General features: G+C 64.1%; 14 protein-coding genes and 1 tRNA gene. 12 read left to right on the top strand and 3 right to left on the bottom strand.

The features are described from left to right. Positions 1 to 392 precede the first annotated feature (392 nt). The 3 genes from P6U25_RS02095 (at position 393) to P6U25_RS02085 (ending at position 6,292) form a co-directional block, all read left to right on the top strand. Positions 393 to 1,712 (top strand): Hsp70 family protein, encoded by a 1,320-nt coding sequence (locus P6U25_RS02095; protein WP_407149790.1) that lies wholly within the window; start codon positions 393 to 395, stop codon positions 1,710 to 1,712. A 138-nt stretch (positions 1,713 to 1,850) separates the two neighbouring features. Beyond that, on the top strand, positions 1,851 to 3,509 hold the full coding sequence (locus P6U25_RS02090) for an ABC-F family ATP-binding cassette domain-containing protein (RefSeq protein ID WP_407149789.1): 1,659 nt from the start codon (positions 1,851 to 1,853) through the stop codon (positions 3,507 to 3,509). 164 nt (positions 3,510 to 3,673) lie between these two features. Further along, on the top strand, positions 3,674 to 6,292 hold the full coding sequence (locus tag P6U25_RS02085) for an MASE1 domain-containing protein (RefSeq protein ID WP_407149788.1): 2,619 nt from the start codon (positions 3,674 to 3,676) through the stop codon (positions 6,290 to 6,292). A gap of 98 nt (positions 6,293 to 6,390) precedes the next feature. Here the strand turns inward: P6U25_RS02085 and P6U25_RS02080 are convergent. Then, positions 6,391 to 6,480 (bottom strand) — tRNA-Ser (locus P6U25_RS02080). A gap of 214 nt (positions 6,481 to 6,694) precedes the next feature. Between P6U25_RS02080 and P6U25_RS02075 the strand changes: the two genes are divergently transcribed. Next, positions 6,695 to 7,558 (top strand): alpha/beta fold hydrolase, encoded by an 864-nt coding sequence (locus P6U25_RS02075; protein WP_407149787.1) that lies wholly within the window; start codon positions 6,695 to 6,697, stop codon positions 7,556 to 7,558. Positions 7,559 to 7,772: 214 nt separating this feature from the next. Here P6U25_RS02075 and P6U25_RS02070 read toward each other — a convergent pair whose 3' ends face one another. Then, positions 7,773 to 8,915, bottom strand: coding sequence for an ROK family protein (locus P6U25_RS02070; RefSeq protein ID WP_407149786.1), 1,143 nt, complete (start codon positions 8,913 to 8,915; stop codon positions 7,773 to 7,775). A gap of 334 nt (positions 8,916 to 9,249) precedes the next feature. Here P6U25_RS02070 and rplU point away from each other — a divergent pair, with 334 nt between their 5' ends. From rplU to P6U25_RS02055, 3 genes are all read left to right on the top strand, one after another. Then, positions 9,250 to 9,678 carry a 50S ribosomal protein L21 gene (gene rplU / locus P6U25_RS02065; RefSeq protein ID WP_407149785.1) on the top strand — a complete coding sequence of 143 codons (429 nt, stop codon included), beginning with the start codon at positions 9,250 to 9,252 and terminating at the stop codon, positions 9,676 to 9,678. Positions 9,679 to 9,770: 92 nt separating this feature from the next. Then, positions 9,771 to 10,040, top strand: coding sequence for a 50S ribosomal protein L27 (rpmA, locus tag P6U25_RS02060; RefSeq protein WP_028336337.1), 270 nt, complete (start codon positions 9,771 to 9,773; stop codon positions 10,038 to 10,040). Between the two features lie 170 nt (positions 10,041 to 10,210). After that, on the top strand, positions 10,211 to 10,810 hold the full coding sequence (locus P6U25_RS02055; protein WP_407149784.1) for a GNAT family N-acetyltransferase: 600 nt from the start codon (positions 10,211 to 10,213) through the stop codon (positions 10,808 to 10,810). 333 nt (positions 10,811 to 11,143) lie between these two features. Here P6U25_RS02055 and P6U25_RS02050 read toward each other — a convergent pair whose 3' ends face one another. Next, complete coding sequence (locus tag P6U25_RS02050; RefSeq protein ID WP_407149783.1) at positions 11,144 to 12,058, bottom strand: DMT family transporter; 915 nt, start codon at positions 12,056 to 12,058, stop codon at positions 11,144 to 11,146. A gap of 166 nt (positions 12,059 to 12,224) precedes the next feature. Here P6U25_RS02050 and P6U25_RS02045 point away from each other — a divergent pair, with 166 nt between their 5' ends. The 5 genes from P6U25_RS02045 (at position 12,225) to P6U25_RS02025 (ending at position 17,155) form a co-directional block, all read left to right on the top strand. Next, complete coding sequence (locus tag P6U25_RS02045) at positions 12,225 to 12,704, top strand: MaoC family dehydratase (protein WP_407149782.1); 480 nt, start codon at positions 12,225 to 12,227, stop codon at positions 12,702 to 12,704. A 100-nt stretch (positions 12,705 to 12,804) separates the two neighbouring features. Then, positions 12,805 to 13,854: a GTPase ObgE gene (obgE, locus tag P6U25_RS02040; RefSeq protein WP_407149781.1), complete on the top strand. Its 1,050-nt coding sequence runs from the start codon at positions 12,805 to 12,807 to the stop codon at positions 13,852 to 13,854. 81 nt (positions 13,855 to 13,935) lie between these two features. Further along, the gene (gene proB, locus P6U25_RS02035) at positions 13,936 to 15,078 is read left to right on the top strand and encodes a glutamate 5-kinase (protein ID WP_407149780.1); all 1,143 of its coding nucleotides are present in this window, start codon (positions 13,936 to 13,938) and stop codon (positions 15,076 to 15,078) included. A 115-nt stretch (positions 15,079 to 15,193) separates the two neighbouring features. Further along, positions 15,194 to 16,486, top strand: coding sequence for a glutamate-5-semialdehyde dehydrogenase (locus P6U25_RS02030; protein ID WP_407149779.1), 1,293 nt, complete (start codon positions 15,194 to 15,196; stop codon positions 16,484 to 16,486). 90 nt (positions 16,487 to 16,576) lie between these two features. Beyond that, positions 16,577 to 17,155 (top strand): nicotinate-nucleotide adenylyltransferase, encoded by a 579-nt coding sequence (locus P6U25_RS02025; RefSeq protein WP_407152733.1) that lies wholly within the window; start codon positions 16,577 to 16,579, stop codon positions 17,153 to 17,155. Positions 17,156 to 17,195 lie beyond the last annotated feature (40 nt).

Below are 17,195 nucleotides of genomic sequence, written 5' to 3'. Positions count from 1 at the left end.
GGCGGCTGCGCACGTGCTCGGCCTCGTGGTTCGAGACGTGCCGCAAGCGGCGCTCCTCACCATGAGGGTCTACTATTGTGCCGCAACACAAGACCTCATCCTGAGGAGCCCGCCAAAGGCGGGCGTCTCGAAGGATGACCGCAGGGCGGTTTTCTCCCAAATGCGATTGCCCTACCCTGAAAGGGGGAAGGTCGGGATGGGGGTCAGCCGCGGGCGATGCGTTCGGCGGAGAGAGTGGATCCCCACCCGCTTGCTCTGGCGAGCAAAGCGACCTCCCCTTTCCAAGGGGAGGTGCAACCGGCCCAACTCGGATAGCGTCCAATCGGGTTGGCAAGCGCGGGCAAAGCCGCTAAACGTCCGCCCCCTTTCACATCCCACTATCAGAGTATGACATGTCGAGCGCCTCGCCCGCCGTCTCGATCGGCGTCGATTTTGGCACCAGCAACACCGTGGTCGCGTTGTCCGACGGCGACGGCCGCGTCGAGGCGATCCGTTTCGACCATGGCGGCCGCACACACAATGTCTTCGTGTCGGCGCTGTGCTTCTGGGAGGAGCGGCCGGGCAGCGGCCTGCACCCGCGCGCCGAGGGCGGCCCGTGGGCGATCGAGCAGTTCCTGGAGGGGCGCACCATTCACCGCTTCATCCAGTCGTTCAAGACGTTTGCCGCGAGCTCGGCGTTCAACACCACGCAGATCTTCCGGCAACGCTACAAGTTCGAGGATTTGCTGGCAGCGTTCCTGCGCACGCTGGCGCGCCATGCCGGCGACGGCTTCGATCTCGGCGCACCGACCATCATGGTCGGGCGGCCGGTGCGGTTTGCCGGTGGCAACCCCAATGACGAGCTCGCCATGCAGCGCTACAGGGCCGCGTTTGACCGGCTCGGGGCCGGTCACGCGCGCTATGTCTACGAGCCGGTCGGCGCCGCGTTCGCCTTCGCGCGCAGCCTCGATCACGATGCGACCGTGCTGGTCGCCGATTTCGGCGGCGGCACCAGCGACTTCTCGATCATGCGCTTCTCACGCGTGGGCGGCATGCTGCGCGCCGAGCCGCTGGGACACGCCGGCATCGGGATTGCCGGCGACACGTTCGACTATCGCATCGTCGACCACATCGTCTCGCCGCGGCTTGGCAAGGGCACCAATTACCGCTCGTTCGACAAGGTGCTGCCGATACCCAATCACTATTATTCGAGCCTCGCCCGCTGGCATCAGCTCGCGATGATGAAGGGCAATGGCGATTTGCGCGAGTTGCAGCAGCTTGCGCGCACCGCGCTCGATCCCGCCCCGCTGCATGATTTCATCACCATCGTCGACCACGATCTCGGCTTTGCGCTCTATCGCGCGGTGTCCGACGCCAAGGTCGCGCTGTCGAGCCGCGACAGCGTCGAATTCCGCTTTGCGCGCGAAGGCATCGATATTGCCGCGACCGTCACGCGCGACGACTTCGAGGCCTGGATCGCCGACGACATCGAACGTCTGGGAGTGACGGTCGACGAAGCCCTGGCCAAGGCCGGCATCACCACGCACGATGTGGAGAAAGTCTTTTTGACCGGCGGCACCTCATTCGTGCCGGCGGTGCAGCGCCTGTTCGCGGAGCGCTTTGGCAAGGCGCGGCTGACTTCGGCCGATCAGTTCGAATCGATCGCCTACGGCCTCGCTTTGATCGGCCACACGCCGGACCCCGACCGCTGGACCGTGACTGCGCCGGCGTGATGCTTCATTTCCCGCCTTGATCCTGACTGCACAGGCGACTACATCAACTCAATCATCAATCCGAGAGGATGCCGACGGCCATGGATTTCATCCGGACAGCAAAGCCCATCAGCCTTGCCCACGGAGACATCCATCGCCATGCCAGCATCGATCACGCTCTCCAATTTGACCTTGTCCGCGCCTGACGGACGGATCCTTCTCTCCAACATCGACCTGAGTTTCGGACCCGAACGGACCGGCCTTGTCGGCCGCAACGGCATCGGGAAAACGACGCTGCTTGCCTTGATCGCCGGGGAACGCGCGCCGCAATCCGGCACGGTCTCGGTCCGCGGCCGCGTCGGACTGCTGCATCAGACGGTTCAGGTGAAGCCGGATGAATGCGTCATCGATCTGTTCGGCGCGCGCCGCGCACTTGGCGCACTGCGCCGCGCTGAACAGGGCAATGCGACCATCGAGGAGCTGGCGGATATCGACTGGACGCTGGACGTCCGCATTGCAGCCGCACTCGACCGCGTCGGACTGGGCGATGTTCTCGAAGCCCCCCTGGCGAGCCTGTCCGGAGGACAGACCACCAGGGCGCGCCTCGCCGCACTCATTTTCGCAGAGCCCGACTTCCTGTTGCTGGACGAACCCACGAACAATCTGGATCGCGAGGGACGCAAGGCTGTGGTCGACCTGCTCATCGGCTGGCACCGTGGCGCGATCATTGTCAGCCACGATCGCGCGTTGCTGGAGAGCATGGATGCAATCGTCGAACTGACCTCACTGGAGGCTCGACGCTACGGCGGCAATTGGAGCCACTATCGCGAACGCAAGGCGATCGAGCTTGCCGCGGCCCGGCATGACCTGGCGAGCGCCGACAAGCGCGTGGCCGAGATCGACCGCAAGGAACGGGAGACGATCGAACGGAAAGCGCGCAAGGACGGCGCAGGCCAGCGCAAGCGCGCAAAGGGCGACATGCCGCGCATTGCCGCGGGCCTGCGCAAGGACCGCAGCGAGGACACGCGCGGCGAGAACGCCCGCCTCGCTGAGCGCAGGCGGATGAAGGCGCTCGACCTCGCGACCGCAGCACGCCAACGCATCGAGGTGCTTCAGCCGTTCTCGCTGCAACTGCCGCCGACACGCCTGCCCACCGGCAAGATGGTGCTCAGGATCGAGGCCGCTGATGTCGGCTACAGCCCGGAGGAGCCGGTCCTCCGTGGCCTCACCTTCTCCATCGCCGGGCCGGAGCGTGTCGCGATCGTCGGACCTAACGGGGCGGGCAAGACGACGTTGCTCAAGCTCGTCAGCGGCGACTTGGTGCCATCGCGCGGCACGGTGCAGGTCGTGAACCGTTTTGCGATGTTCGATCAGACGGTTAGCCTGCTGGATGCGTCGGCCTCCATCCTCGACAACTTCCGGCGCATCAATGCGGATAGCGGAGAGAACGAATGCCGAGCGGCGTTGGCACGCTTCATGTTCCGGGCCGATGCGGCGCTGCAGAGCGTCTCCAGCCTCAGCGGCGGGCAGTTGCTCCGGGCGGGCCTCGCCTGTGTCCTTGGTGGCGCGGCGCCACCACCGCTTTTGATCCTCGACGAGCCGACCAATCATCTCGACATCGAATCCATGGAAGCAGTCGAGGCCGGATTGCGCGCCTATGACGGGGCGCTACTGGTGGTGAGCCACGATGAGGCGTTCCTCGAGGCCATTGCTGTCACCTGCAGGTTCGATCTCGGTACCTATGCCCGAGAGCGGATCAAAGATCGGGCCGGGCCGCTTCGCCCCAGCGGCGGACATGGCATTGCCGATCGCGATTAGCCCGTTAGGTCAATGATTCTGCCCGAGCGGTTGGTTTCGAACTTGCCAGGTGCCCCTTCAGCGACCATCGTGCGGCCACGCTTTGGTCAAACCTGCATTGCGAGGTTGGCGGTATCGACGTGCTGGAAACGCGATTGCCCTGCTTGGGCTAACATGGACAGCGGATGGGTCCCCAGCGCATTTTTGACGGCCCACCGCAAAGGCTTGTGATGGAAAGCGCAAGGCTTGGTAAAGCAGATCTTTTCGATCTCGGCAGCGCCCGGGGCGCGGCAAGCTATCTGGCGGAACTTCTGGCAGTCGCCGCGATTTATGGCGGCCTCGCCGCGTCCGCGCAATTCCTGCCCGCAATAAACCCGGCCGCGACGCCGCTATGGCCACCGACTGGGCTTGCGCTCGCCCTGGTCATGCTGCGCGGCTACCGGATCTGGCCCGCGATCCTGGTGGGGGTCGTTTCTCCTTATCTCATGTCCGACCGATCGATCGTGGAGTTTGGCGCGGTCGGGATCGGCACTTTGCTTGCCGCATTTGCCGGGGCATGGCTGATTGGTCGCTGGTCGAACGGTCCGCAGACGTTTTCGACCCCCACCAGCATCGCGAAGTTTGCAACCATTTCCCTTGCGCCGACCACGGTGATCAGTTCAACCATTGCCGTGGCTGGATCCATTCTCGCCGGCGAACCAGGCGTTTCCGATTCCGTCGTCACCTGGTTAACCTGGTGGCTTGCAGACGCAGCCGGGACTTTGGTGATTGCTCCGGTCGTCGTGCTCTGGGCAACGATGCCCCTACGCATGTCGTTTGAACGGATTCTATTGGAAACGATCGCAGTCTGCGCTCTGGTAAGCGTGATCGGGATCGCTGCTTACGGCCCGCTGTTCGGCGGTGACCTCATCAGCAACGACCTCAACACGCTGCTGCCGCATCGGAGCCTTCTGGGCTTTCTGGTCTTGGTGCCCTTGATGTGGGCTGCCTTGCGCGGCAATCGATGCAACGTAGCGACCGCCGCACTCGTTTTCATCGGAATGGCCCTGTGGGGCTTCTCGCTAGGCAACGATCCATTTCCGAAAGCTGATTTGAATGGAGCACTATTATCGTTGCTCGTGCTCTCGATCAGCGTATCGACGCCGCCTCTTGCCTTGGCCGCGGCGATTGCGACGCACCAGACCGCGGAAGCCCATTTGCGGGCTGTCCAGGACCAACTGAACCGTCAAGTTGAACGGAAAGCCTTGGCGCTCGACAACGTCAGGCGCCACTTCCAAAGCCTAATCGAAGGCGTTGTCGACTACGCCATCTTTGCCCTTGATAAAGAGGGGCACGTGACGAGCTGGAACAGCACCGCTCAAAAAATCATCGGCTACACCCCGGAAGAGATCATAGGCAAGCATTTCGGGATCTTTTATCGGCCGGATGAACGCCGCGCCGGTTCACCAGCCCACGCACTGGAACTGGCAATTCAAGAAGGCAAGCACGACGTCGAGGGGTGGCGCATCAGAAAAAACGGTACGCCGTTCTTCATCACCGGGTCAGTCTCGTCGAGCCGAGATAGCGCAGGCGAGCTGATCGGTTTTATCAGCATACTCCGGGACGCAACCGAGCGACGCGACGCGGAGGAGAAGCTGGTCCAGGCACGCGAGCAGCTCGCGATGTCTCAAAAGATGGAGGCAATCGGCAAACTGACCGGTGGGATTGCGCACGACTTCAACAATCTATTGATGATCATTGGAGGCAGCGCCCAGATCTTTGCACGCCTGCTCGATCCAAAATTGCCACGAGCAATCGAAGCCATACAGACCGCGGCCAAGCGCGGCGAAAGCCTCACGCGGCAATTGCTGACATTCTCTCGCCATCAGCACCTCAGCCCGACGGTCGTTGATCTGAATGCGTCGATCAAGAACATGCGGACCATGATCGAGAGCTCGCTGCGCGGGAACATTGTCTACAACGAGAACGTCGGCGGCGACGCTGCGCCGGTCAAGGTGGACCTCGCCGAGCTCGAGCTCGCGATCGTCAACGTAGCCGTCAACGCGCGTGACGCGATGGTGAACGGCGGCACGTTCACGCTATCCGTTCATGCCGTGACTGTAGACCGGAAAACCGGCGACGATCGCCATGGGAAGGTCTTCTTTGCGATCGCGCTCAGCGATACCGGCACCGGCATTCCGCCGAACCTTCTGTCCAAGATGTTCGATCCATTTTTCACGACGAAAGAGGTCGGCAAAGGCACGGGGCTCGGTCTGTCTCAAGTTTATGGTTTTGCGCACCAGGCCGGCGGAACGGTGACAGCAGACAGCAAGGTCGGACAGGGAACGACGATCACGATCTATCTGCCGTCTTGTGCAGAGGAGCAAATCACCAGCAAAGCGCTCGCCGCGGCCAGAACAAGAGCACAGCATCCGCCGCGGCAGACGGTTCTCGTTGTCGACGACAGCGCTGATGTGGCGGATGTGACATCCTCGCTGTTCGAGCATCTCGGCTATGAGACCGTTTATCGGGATTCGGCCGAAGCGGCGTTAAAGCTGCTCGAAGCCGGCACAAAGATCGACCTCGTCTTCAGCGACATCGTCATGCCAGGAACCATCGATGGCGTTGGGCTGGCGAGAGAAATTCGGTCGCGGTATCCCAGTTTGCCCGTGGCCCTTACGACCGGTTACAGCGATGCTGCCAAGGCAGCTCCACCAAATCTGAAGATACTCCGTAAGCCGTTCGACACCGAGGCTCTCAGGGATTTTATCCAGGATATCGCGCCTCCGAGATCAGCGAGATCATCCGGCGCACCGCTCGCGTGAAGGCCTGCACCCCCTCGACAACCCGCTCGGCACGAGGTCGTCATCCATGTCTTAGGTACGACCTGTTACCCATGTCTCCGGGCTGGACAGTATGCACGTGGCGGAGAGGGAGGGATTCGAACCCCCGATAGGCTTGCACCTATGCCGCATTTCGAGTGCGGTGCATTCAACCACTCTGCCACCTCTCCAGTGGCCCGGGTGATTTGCGCCACCCGCGGTCGGGGCGTGTTCTAGGCGAGGTTGGCGAGCCAGACAAGGCGCTGCAATAATATTTCCGTCACGGCGACGTCGGGACGCGGCGACCATCGGCGCGAGCGAAGAAACCGCGGGGAAACAAAGCGCTAGCGCCGCGGTTCTGGCCAGGCCGGCCCCGCGTCGCGCCTGACAGAATGGGAGCGGGCGATGGAGCATGTAACGATTCGAGCCAATGGCGCGGCGTTCCACGTGGCAAGGACCGGGAGCGGCCGGCCGCTGCTGCTGCTGCACGGCTGGCCGGAATTCTGGCTGACCTGGGAGCCGGTGATGGCCCGCTTGGCCAATCGCTTCGCGCTGATTGCCCCCGACCTGCGCGGCTTTGGCGACAGCGACAAGCCCGATGGTCCTTACGGCTCCGATCAACATACCGACGACATGCTGGCGCTGTTGGACGCGCTCGGCATCGAGACGGCCGGCGTCGTCGGCCACGACGTCGGTGGTGCGGTGATGCAGGCCTTGGCCCGCAAGGCGCCGGAGCGGCTGACGGGCCTGTTCTTGTTCGATTTCGTCTATCCCGGAATCGGGCCGCGCATGGCCGCGCCCGACCGGCTGAATCAGATCTGGTACCAGACGTTTCACCAGATGGAGATGGCGCCCGCGCTGATCGGCGCGACGCGGGAGAATTGCCGCAGCTATATCGGGCATTTCCTGCGCAACTGGTCGCACCGCAAGGCCTCATTCGACGACGTGCTCGAGGCCTTCACCGACAATTTCCTCAAGCCCGGCAACCTCGCCGGCGGCTTCGCGCATTACCGCGCAGCGCATGCGGCGCGGGTGAAGATGATGCAGGGCGAGGCCCCGGCACTGCCGCCGATCGCGGTGCCGACCTGCATCCGCTGGGCAGAGCACGATCCGCTGTTTCCCTATGCCTGGACCGACCGGCTGGGCGAGACCTTCACCGATCTCGACCTGAAGATGTTTCCCGACGTCGGGCATTTCCCGCATCGTGAGGATCCCGACTGCGCGGCCTCTGAGATCGCAGGGTTCTTCGAGCGAATCAATTGGAGGTAGAAGACGGGTGGGACCGCCAGACGCGACAAAAAATACTGGCGGTCCCTTGCCGCTGCTTGAAAAATTGCCGGCCTGGAAGTGCGGCTTCGCTAGCCAGCGCGAGCGACATAGGAACGGTAGCAACCCGCCCGGGATCGGCAACGCGAAGCCGATCTTAACCTAACCTGTCAACCTTACCGCGCCAGGCGCCCAGAGCCGAGGCTGACCGCGGACCTCAAGCTCTGGCCTTTTTTGCCTTCTTGTCGCTCTTTTGGTCTCCGCTGTCGTTCCTGGCCTTCCTCGCGTCCCTGCCGCTCTCCCTGCGGCGATTGGTGTAGCGGGCATTGCCGAGCCCGGTCCCAATGGTCAGCACGCCCCATCGCTCGACGTCCTGCATGTAGGGGACCTCTGCGAGCCCCTGAACCACGCCGTCATTGTGCATCACGATTGCGGTGTCATGGCCGCCGATCTCGGGGATCGCCTCGGCCAGACTCGCCGGGAGGTTGAATCTGCTGCTGGCCCAGTTGCCCGGCAGATTCTGCGCGCCCTTCTCGATCCCGCCGTCCTCATCGATGACGCCGGGGCAGGCAATACCGATGAACGGCGCCAGCTTCAGACCCTCGGCCTCGGCGTCGGCAATCAGATCCTTCAGCATCTTCACCAGCCGCTTCACCGCGCCTTCGCGGGTCGCTTCGTCATCGGCATGGCGCCATAGCTGCGACTTCCAGACTGTCGCCTTGGAGAGGTCGGGGGCTCTCTTCCAGCGTGTCTCGACCACGCCGCAGCGGATATTGGTGCCGCCGATATCGACCGCCAGGACGCCGTCATGAGCCTCGAAGATCCACGATGGCGCCAGATGCAGCGCGCCGATCAGGCCGGCGCTGTCGGGGTGAAGGCGGATCGGCGCTATGTCGACCTTGAGATCCTCGGACTTCAGGATGATCTCGGTGCGGGCGATGGCGAGTTCACCCATGCGGCTTTCGCGAAAGCCGCCACCGACCACGATGCGCTCCGTTCCGGCCCAGCTCTTGGTGTTGAGGAAGCGACGCGTCACATGGGCGAGCTCCTGGGCGAACTCCTCGATCGCGCTGTGGACCACCGCGGACGCCTCGGTATCCTTGCCGACCAGCATCTCATCGAGCTTTTTCTTGCTGATTTTGTCCGACGGCTCGCCGCCGAATGGGTCCTCGCCCGATTTGCGCAGCGGCTTGCGCCAGCGGTCCAAAATCTTGCGGAACGCGCCCTTGGAGGCACGATCGCCGAGGAAACCATCCTCATCCCGAAGCTCGATATTGAAGCTGTCGACATCGACCGACGGCAGCCGCGCGGCGCCGTGCCGGGCAATCCCGGTGGTGCTGGTTGCAATATTGTCAGCCATGTATCCTCTGCCCATTGGCGAGCTGGAGGACAACGGGTAGGGAACCCGTTGGTTTCTCCCGGTGCCGGGGTTACCTGTGGTCGGAGGGTCAAAAACGGCGCCAAATCCTTCATTTTTGGCGGGTTTTTGCCCTGCTTTGCCTTGACTCTCGGCGGTTTGCGGCTATAAGTCCGCTCCATCCGGCGCGGGGGATTGCTCGCGCCGCTTGTTTTTGCGCGAGCCGTTTCGGGGAATTCGTTCCCTTCGCGCGAAAATCGTAACCCATAGCGACTGAACAAAAAGCCGACCCGGGCGATACGTCCGAGGTTGGGATCGAACACGAAGGAATCAAACGATGTTCGCAGTCATCAAGACCGGCGGCCGGCAGTACCGTGTCGTTCCGAATGATGTACTCGAGATAGGCAAGATCGCCGGCGACGTCGGCACGATCGTGCAGCTTGGCGAAGTTCTGGTGCTCGGCGGTGACACGCCGGTGCTGGGAACGCCCACCGTGGCAGGCGCGTCCGTTGCGGCCGAGGTGCTGCAGCACAAGCGCGGCGCCAAGGTGATCGCGTTCAAGAAGCGTCGCCGCAAGAATTCACGCCGCAAGCGCGGTTATCGCGACGAGCTCACGGTGCTTCGCATCACCGAGATCCTCGCCGATAACGCCAAGCCGACCATCGGCCCGCGGCCGAAGAAGGAAAAGGTCGCTGCTCCCGCCGAGGGCGAGGACGCAGCACCGAAGCCGGCCAAGAAAGCCGCCGGCAAAAGCGAGAAGAAGTGATCATCGCGCTTCGCGAATTGAAGCGTGACAAAATGTGAAATGATTCCGTCAAGGAATTGATCTAAAGATCAAAGCGAAGTCGGAGACGAGCTATGGCTCACAAAAAAGCAGGCGGTTCATCGCGCAACGGACGTGATTCCAAGGGCAAGCGCCTTGGCATCAAGGCGTTCGGCGGCGAGCGCGTGATCCCCGGTAACATCATCGCGCGTCAGCGCGGCACCACCTGGCATCCCGGCCTTAATGTCGGCATGGGCACCGACCATACTCTCTTCGCCAAGATCGAGGGTCATGTCGAGTTCCGTGCCAAAGCCAACGGCCGCACATTCGTATCGGTTATCCCGATGGCGGAAGCGGCCGAGTAGACGGTGGACACACACGAGTCTGCCGGGTCCTGTTGAACCGGCGGAGTCGAAAAGGGCTCCAGGGGAGGCGGGATAACCGGCCTCCCCTTTTTGTTGCGCGTGTTCGTCCTTCGACCACGCGTGACGTTCCAAGCGTTGCGTACAGTTTTTTCGCATCACAGGAGCCCGACATGTTGCAGGACATCCCGACGCCGACGACCTTGCGCGAAGCAAGAGCTTGCGTCCTCGAGACCGAACGGCTGACGTTGCGCAAGCCGACTCTCGCGGACGTAAAAGCAATTGCCCGCCTCGCCAACGATCGTCGCATCGCCGAGAACACCCGCCGCCTGCCGCACCCCTACAGCCAGGACGATGCCATCGACTTCGTGCGAACCCTGGCCGCAGGCGGACGCGAAACGGTTTTCCTGATCGAGAACAATCACACGCCGATCGGCATGGTCGGCATCGACTGGCGCGACGGGGTCACGCCGGAGCTCGGCTATTGGCTCGGCGTCGACCATTGGGGCCAGGGCTTCGGCACCGAAGCCGCGCGCGCGGTGATCGATTACTACTTCGAGGAGTTCGACCTCGACCACCTGATCTCTGGTGCCCGGGTCGTGAACCCGTCGTCGCGTAACATTCTCGAGAAGTGCGGCTTCCAGTGGAGCGGTGTCGAGCTGCACCGCTTCGAGGCGCTGGGCTCGTCGAGCCCGGTCGACTGCTTCCGCCTCTCGCGCAGCGTCTGGGCGTCGCTGAAGAACTGGAACAACTCGACCCGACGGCGGAGCTGAGGCTCGACCGCTCCACAATTACAGTCGTCGTCCCCGCGAACCAGGCCGTGCAACAAATTCAGTGTCGTCCCGGGCTTGACCCGGGACCCATAACCACGAATTGAAGTTGTTGCGCGACGCTGGGGCTACAATCCTCTTCAACAACAATACCCTTTGGTTATGGGTCCCTGCTTTCGCAGGCACGACGATTGTGGATGCAGGCAATGCCACACGTTCAGTATCGTCTTGGCAAACGCGGTACTCGGCAACGGCGGCAGGGTCCCGGCTCGCGCGGAGCCTGTCATCGGGCGCGCATTCGCGCGACCCGTTGGCTTGGCCGGGACGACAGTGTGGTCACGCCGGCGGATTCACCGCGGGCTCCTCGCGCCCGAGCTGCTGCTCGCGCAGGAAGATATAGAGGCCGGCCGCGATGATGATCGCGGCGCCGATGATCGTGGCCCAGGACGGCACGTCGCCGAACACCACGAAACCGAAGATCACCGCCCAGACGATCATCGAATATTGATAGGGCACCACGACGCTGGCCGGTGCGAGCTTCAGCGATCGATTCACGCAGAACAGCGCGGCGACCGAAATGAGGCCAGCGGCCGCGAACAATGCCAGGCTGCCGGCGCTCGGCGTCACCCAGCCGATCGGCGACAGCACCGCGCCGAGGGCGAACGTGCCGCAAAATTGCGACGTCGTCAGCACGATGTCCGGGGTCGCGCGCAGCGAGCGGGTGATCAGCATCAGCAGCGCGAACGAGGTGCTGCCGCCGAGCGCGATCAGCGCGGGCCAGCTCACCGTCTGCGTCGATGGCCTGAGCGCGATCAGCACGCCGCAGAAGCCGATCAGGATCGCGGTCCAGCGCCGCCAGCCGACATGCTCGCCGAGCACCAGGCCGGACAGCGCTGTGACGAAGATCGGGCACGCCAGGTAATAGGTGATGACGTCGGCGAGCGGCAGATAGACGGTCGCCAGGAAGAATGCCGCGACCTCGAGCGTCGACAGCGTGACGCGCAGCAATTGCAGCCACGGCCGCTCGAGATGCAGGAAATCCGCACGCCGCTGCCACACCACCGGCAGCAGCACGAGCAGCGCCGCGCAGGCGCGCAGCCACAGAAGCTGCCCGACCGAATAGGTCGCGACGATGAATTTGCCCATCGCGTCGCCGAACGAGAACATGAAGATCGACAGCAGCATCAAGCCGATGCCGGCGAGCCGCGCCGATCGATCGTCATAGGAGGACAGTTTTGCGAACAGGCTCATTTCGCTCTTTGGCGCCGCCGCGTGTGAGTCGGGCTCTTGTTCCCGGTTTTAGCGACGTGGCAGCACGGGACAACCCCGGGGGTTGCGTATCGCACCAATTGTCGCAGTCCGGCACCTGGGGCTACCGGTGGATCAGCCATTCAAGAAACAGTGCAGGATACGCCGCATGACCGAGTTCGACCCCACCCAGCATCGCATGGTGACCGCGCAGCGCTGGTTTGAGGACTTTGTGCTCGGCGAGCGCTTCGTGATCCCGAGCCGCACCCAGACCTCCGCCGTGTTCGCCGCCTTCCAGACCGCGAGCGGCGACACCCATCCGATCCACTACGACGTCGAATATTGCCGCGCACGCGGCATGCCGGACCTGCTTGCGCATGGCTTCCAGACCCTGGTGCACACCGCGCCGGGTGCGGGACTGTTTCCCTATGTCGTGGAGGAGTCGCTGATCGGCTTCCTCGAGCAATCGAGCAAGTTCCTCAAACCGGTCTATGCCGGGGACACCATCTACCCCGCGCTGGAAGTGATCGAACTCGCCCCGGGCCGCACCACCGGCGTGGTGACGCTGCGCTCGACCGTGCACAACCAGCGCCGCGAGCTGGTGCTGGAGGGGGTGCAAAAGTTCTTGGTGCGGCGCCGGCCGACATAGGCCGCGGGTCCTAAAAAGGCCCGAAAATTAAGGCTTTTCGCCGAAGTCAGGGCGCTTCCGGGTTGCCGCCGCGGCCACCCTGCCCTAACTAGAGCGCATTATGAAATTCCTCGATGAAGCAAAGGTCTATATTCGCTCCGGCGACGGCGGCAACGGCTGCGTCGCGTTCCGGCGCGAGAAGTTCATCGAGTTCGGCGGCCCCTCCGGCGGCAATGGCGGCCGCGGCGGTGACGTGATCATCGAGACCGTCGACGGCCTGAACACGCTGATCGACTATCGCTACCAGCAGCACTTCAAGGCGCAGAAGGGCGGCAATGGCATGGGCAAGGACCGCCATGGCGCCAACGGCAAGGCGATCGTGCTGAAGGTGCCGGTCGGCACCCAGGTGATCGACGAAGACCGCGAGACGCTGATCCACGACTTCACCAAGCTCGGCGAGAAATTCGTGCTGGCGAAGGGCGGCAATGGCGGCTTCGGCAACGCGCATTTCAAATCCTCCACCAACCGCGCGCCGCGCAATGCCAATCCCGGCCAAACCGGCGAGGAGCGCTGGATCTGGCTGCGGCTGAAGCTGATCGCCGATGCCGGCCTCGTCGGCCTGCCCAACGCCGGCAAATCGACCTTCCTGTCGGTGGTCAGTGCGGCGCGGCCGAAGATCGCCGACTATCCCTTCACCACGCTGCACCCGCAGCTCGGTGTGGTGAATTTCGGCGGCCGCGAATTCGTGCTGGCGGATATTCCCGGACTGATCGAAGGCGCGCATGAAGGCGCCGGCCTCGGCGACCGTTTCCTCGGCCATGTCGAGCGCTGCCGGGTGCTGCTGCATTTGGTGGACGCAACAAGTGAGCATGCCGGCAAGGCCTACAAGACCGTGCGCACCGAGCTCGAAGCCTATGAGGGCCATCTGGCCGACAAGATCGAGATCGTCGCGCTGAACAAGATCGACGCGGTCGCGCCGGACGAGTTGAAGAAGCAGAAGGACCGGCTGAAACGGGCCGCGAAGAAGACGCCGCTGCTGCTGTCGGGGGCCACCGGTGCAGGCGTGCAAGACGCGCTTCGCGCGCTGGTCGAGGTGATCGGCGAGGCGCCGGTGTCCAGCAAGGCCAAGGGCGAGGCGGAGCCGTGGGCGACCCCGGTGCCGCAGGGTTGAACGGCGCGGCCGCGCACCTCTTGCACTTCCCAAGCCACATTGGGGCGCGTATTGCTTCCACCTTCCTGCTAGACCAAACCCATGAAACGCCCCGCGCTCAAGAATTTCCGCCGCATCGTCGTCAAGGTCGGCTCATCATTGCTGGTCGATTCCGAGGCCGGCGAGGTGCGCGCGGCGTGGCTGTCGGCGCTGGTCGACGATATCGCCAAGCTGCACAAGGAAGGCCGCGAGGTCATGGTGGTGTCGTCGGGCTCGATCGCGCTCGGCCGCAGCCGTCTCAAACTGCCGCGCGGACCGCTGAAGCTCGAGGAGAGCCAGGGCGCAGCCGCCGTCGGGCAGATCGCGCTGGCGCGGATCTGGTCCGAGGTGCTCGGCCGTCACGGCATCGGCGCAGGGCAAATCCTCGTCACGCTGCAGGATACCGAGGAGCGGCGGCGCTATCTCAACGCACGCTCGACGATCGCAAAGCTGCTCGAATGGCGCGCGGTGCCGGTTATCAACGAGAACGACACGGTCGCCACCAACGAGATCCGCTACGGCGACAATGATCGCCTCGCCGCCCGCGTCGCCACCATGGCGAGTGCGGACCTGCTGATCCTGCTGTCGGATATCGACGGCCTCTACACCGCGCCGCCGGCGGTCGATCCCGATGCGAAACTGATCCCGGTCGTCGAAAGCATCACCGCGGAGATCGAGGCGATGGCGGGCTCCGCCGGCTCCGAACTGTCGCGCGGTGGCATGACCACCAAGATCGAGGCCGGAAAAATCGCGACCACCGCCGGCACGCATATGCTGATCGCCTCGGGCAAGATCGAGCATCCGCTTGCCGCAATCGCCGATGGCGGTCGCTGCACCTGGTTTCTGACCCCGGCCAATCCGATCACCGCTCGCAAGCGCTGGATTGCGGGCTCGCTGGAGCCGAAGGGCACCTTGACGATCGACGCCGGCGCGGTGAATGCGCTGCGCGCCGGCAAGAGCCTGCTGCCGGCCGGCGTTATCAGGGTCGACGGCCAGTTCGCCCGCGGCGATGCCGTGGTGGTGCGCGGCCCCGACACCCATGAGATCGGCCGCGGTCTGGTTGCCTACGACGCCGAGGAGGCCGAGCGGATCAAAGGCCATTCCTCGCCGGAGGTGATGGCCATTCTGGGCACCAGCGGCCGGTCCGAGATGATCCATCGCGACGATCTGGTGGTCGGTCCGGCCGGGACAGTCCCGGCCAAATAGGCCATTGGCCGATTTGCCGGCGGCCGGCCGCCCATCTGCCATGCCGGTTCCGTGCCTCGCCACCCCCTCAATTGCCATGCTAGAACATAGCGCTAATCGAAAAGCTGGGACGACCATGACCGCGCCTCTGAAGGCGATCGACGGTAACGCCGATCTCGAAGCCCTGATGACCGACCTCGCCGCCAAGGCGCGCATGGCCGCGCGCGTGCTGGCGCTGGCGCCGCCGGAGCAGAAGAACCGCGCGCTCACCGCGATCGAACGCGCGATCCGTGCCAACGCGGCGGCCATCCTGGCGGCCAATGCCGAGGACGTCGCGGAGGCGCGCGCTGCCGGCACGACTTCGGCCTTCCTCGACCGCCTGACGCTGACGCAAGCGCGCATCGACGGCATGGCCGATGGGGTTGCGACCGTGCGCGAGATCGCCGATCCGATCGGCTCCATCACCGAGAGCTGGCAGCGGCCGAATGGCATGACGATCGAGCGCGTGCGGGTGCCGCTCGGCGTGATCGGCGTGATCTTCGAGAGCCGACCCAATGTTGCCGCCGACGCCGGCGTGCTGTGCCTGAAGTCGGGCAATGCCGTGATCCTGCGCGGCGGCTCGGACAGCTTCCGCTCCTGCCGCGCAATCCACGACTGCCTGGTGCAGGGTCTGCGCGAAGCCGGCTTGCCGGAAGCTGCCATCAGCCTGGTGCCGACGCGCGATCGCGCCGCCGTCGGCCTGATGCTGTCGGGGCTCAATGGCGGCATCGACGTGATCGTGCCGCGCGGAGGGAAAAGCCTGGTCGCGCGTGTCGAGGCGGAAGCGCGCGTGCCGGTGTTTGCGCATCTCGAAGGTGTCAATCACGTCTACGTCGATGCCGGCGCCGATCTCGAGATGGCGAAGTCGATCGTGCTGAATGCCAAGATGCGCCGCACCGGAGTCTGCGGTGCGGCCGAGACGCTGCTGGTCGATCGCGCTGCCGCGGCGACCAGCCTGAAGCCGCTGGTCGAGATGCTGCTCGATGCCGGCTGCGAGGTTCGCGGCGACGACGCCGTGCAGAAGGTCGATGTGCGCGTCAAGCCGGCAACCGCCGAGGACTGGGACACCGAATATCTCGACGCCGTCATTGCCGCTCGCGTCGTCGACGGGGTCGGCGAGGCGATCGCGCATATCCACGATCACGGCTCGCACCATACCGATTCGATCGTGACCGAGGACGCCAAGGCCGCCGAGAAATTCCTGAGCGAGGTCGACTCCGCGATCGTGCTGCACAACGCATCGACCCAGTTCGCCGATGGCGGCGAGTTCGGCTTCGGCGCCGAGATCGGAATCGCCACCGGCAAATTCCACGCGCGTGGCCCGGTCGGCGCCGAGCAACTGACGAGCTTCAAATACCGCGTCCGCGGCACCGGGCAGACGCGGCCGTGATCATTGTCGCCCGCGCACGGTAGACCATTGCAGCAAGCTTCGACCGTGCCGTACTCCGCAGCCAAGGCGCTGCCGTTCTACACCAACGGCATGCGCATTGGGTTGCTCGGCGGCTCGTTCAATCCGCCGCATGCGGCGCATCGCGCCATCAGCCTGTTTGCCATCAAGCGACTGCAACTCGACCGGGTCTGGTGGCTGCTGACGCCGGGCAATCCGCTGAAGAACCATGACGGCCTGCGTGCGCTTGCGGAACGGGCCGACGCAGCGCACCGCGTTGCCGATGATCCGCGCATCGACATCAGTTGTCTCGAAGCTGTCATTGGTACGCGCTACACTGTCGACACGATCATCCACTTGCGCCGCCGTGTCTCCGGCGTGCACTTCGTCTGGATCATGGGCGCTGACAACCTTGCGCAGTTCCATCGCTGGAAAGACTGGCGGCGCATCGCCTCCGATGTGCCGATTGCCGTGATCGACCGCCCGCCCCAGAGTTTCCGCGCTCTTGCCGCACCGGCGGCACAGGCGCTCGCGCGCTACCGCTTGCCCGAGAACCAGGCGACCCGGCTGGCCGACCAGCGCGCCCCGGCCTGGGTGTTCCTGACAGGAATGAAATCCAAGTTGTCTTCGACCGGCCTTCGGAACCCGGACGGGAGCTGGAGGACGGCGTGAAGCACAGGAGGGTTACTGGAATATTGAAACCATTAACCCC

The sequence above is a fragment of the Bradyrhizobium sp. ORS 86 genome, assembly GCF_045571475.1.
In the GTDB taxonomy this organism is placed as follows: Bacteria; Pseudomonadota; Alphaproteobacteria; order Rhizobiales; family Xanthobacteraceae; genus Bradyrhizobium.
Note: the sequence above shows the minus strand (reverse complement) of the source record. Positions and strands in the feature narration are given on the sequence as shown.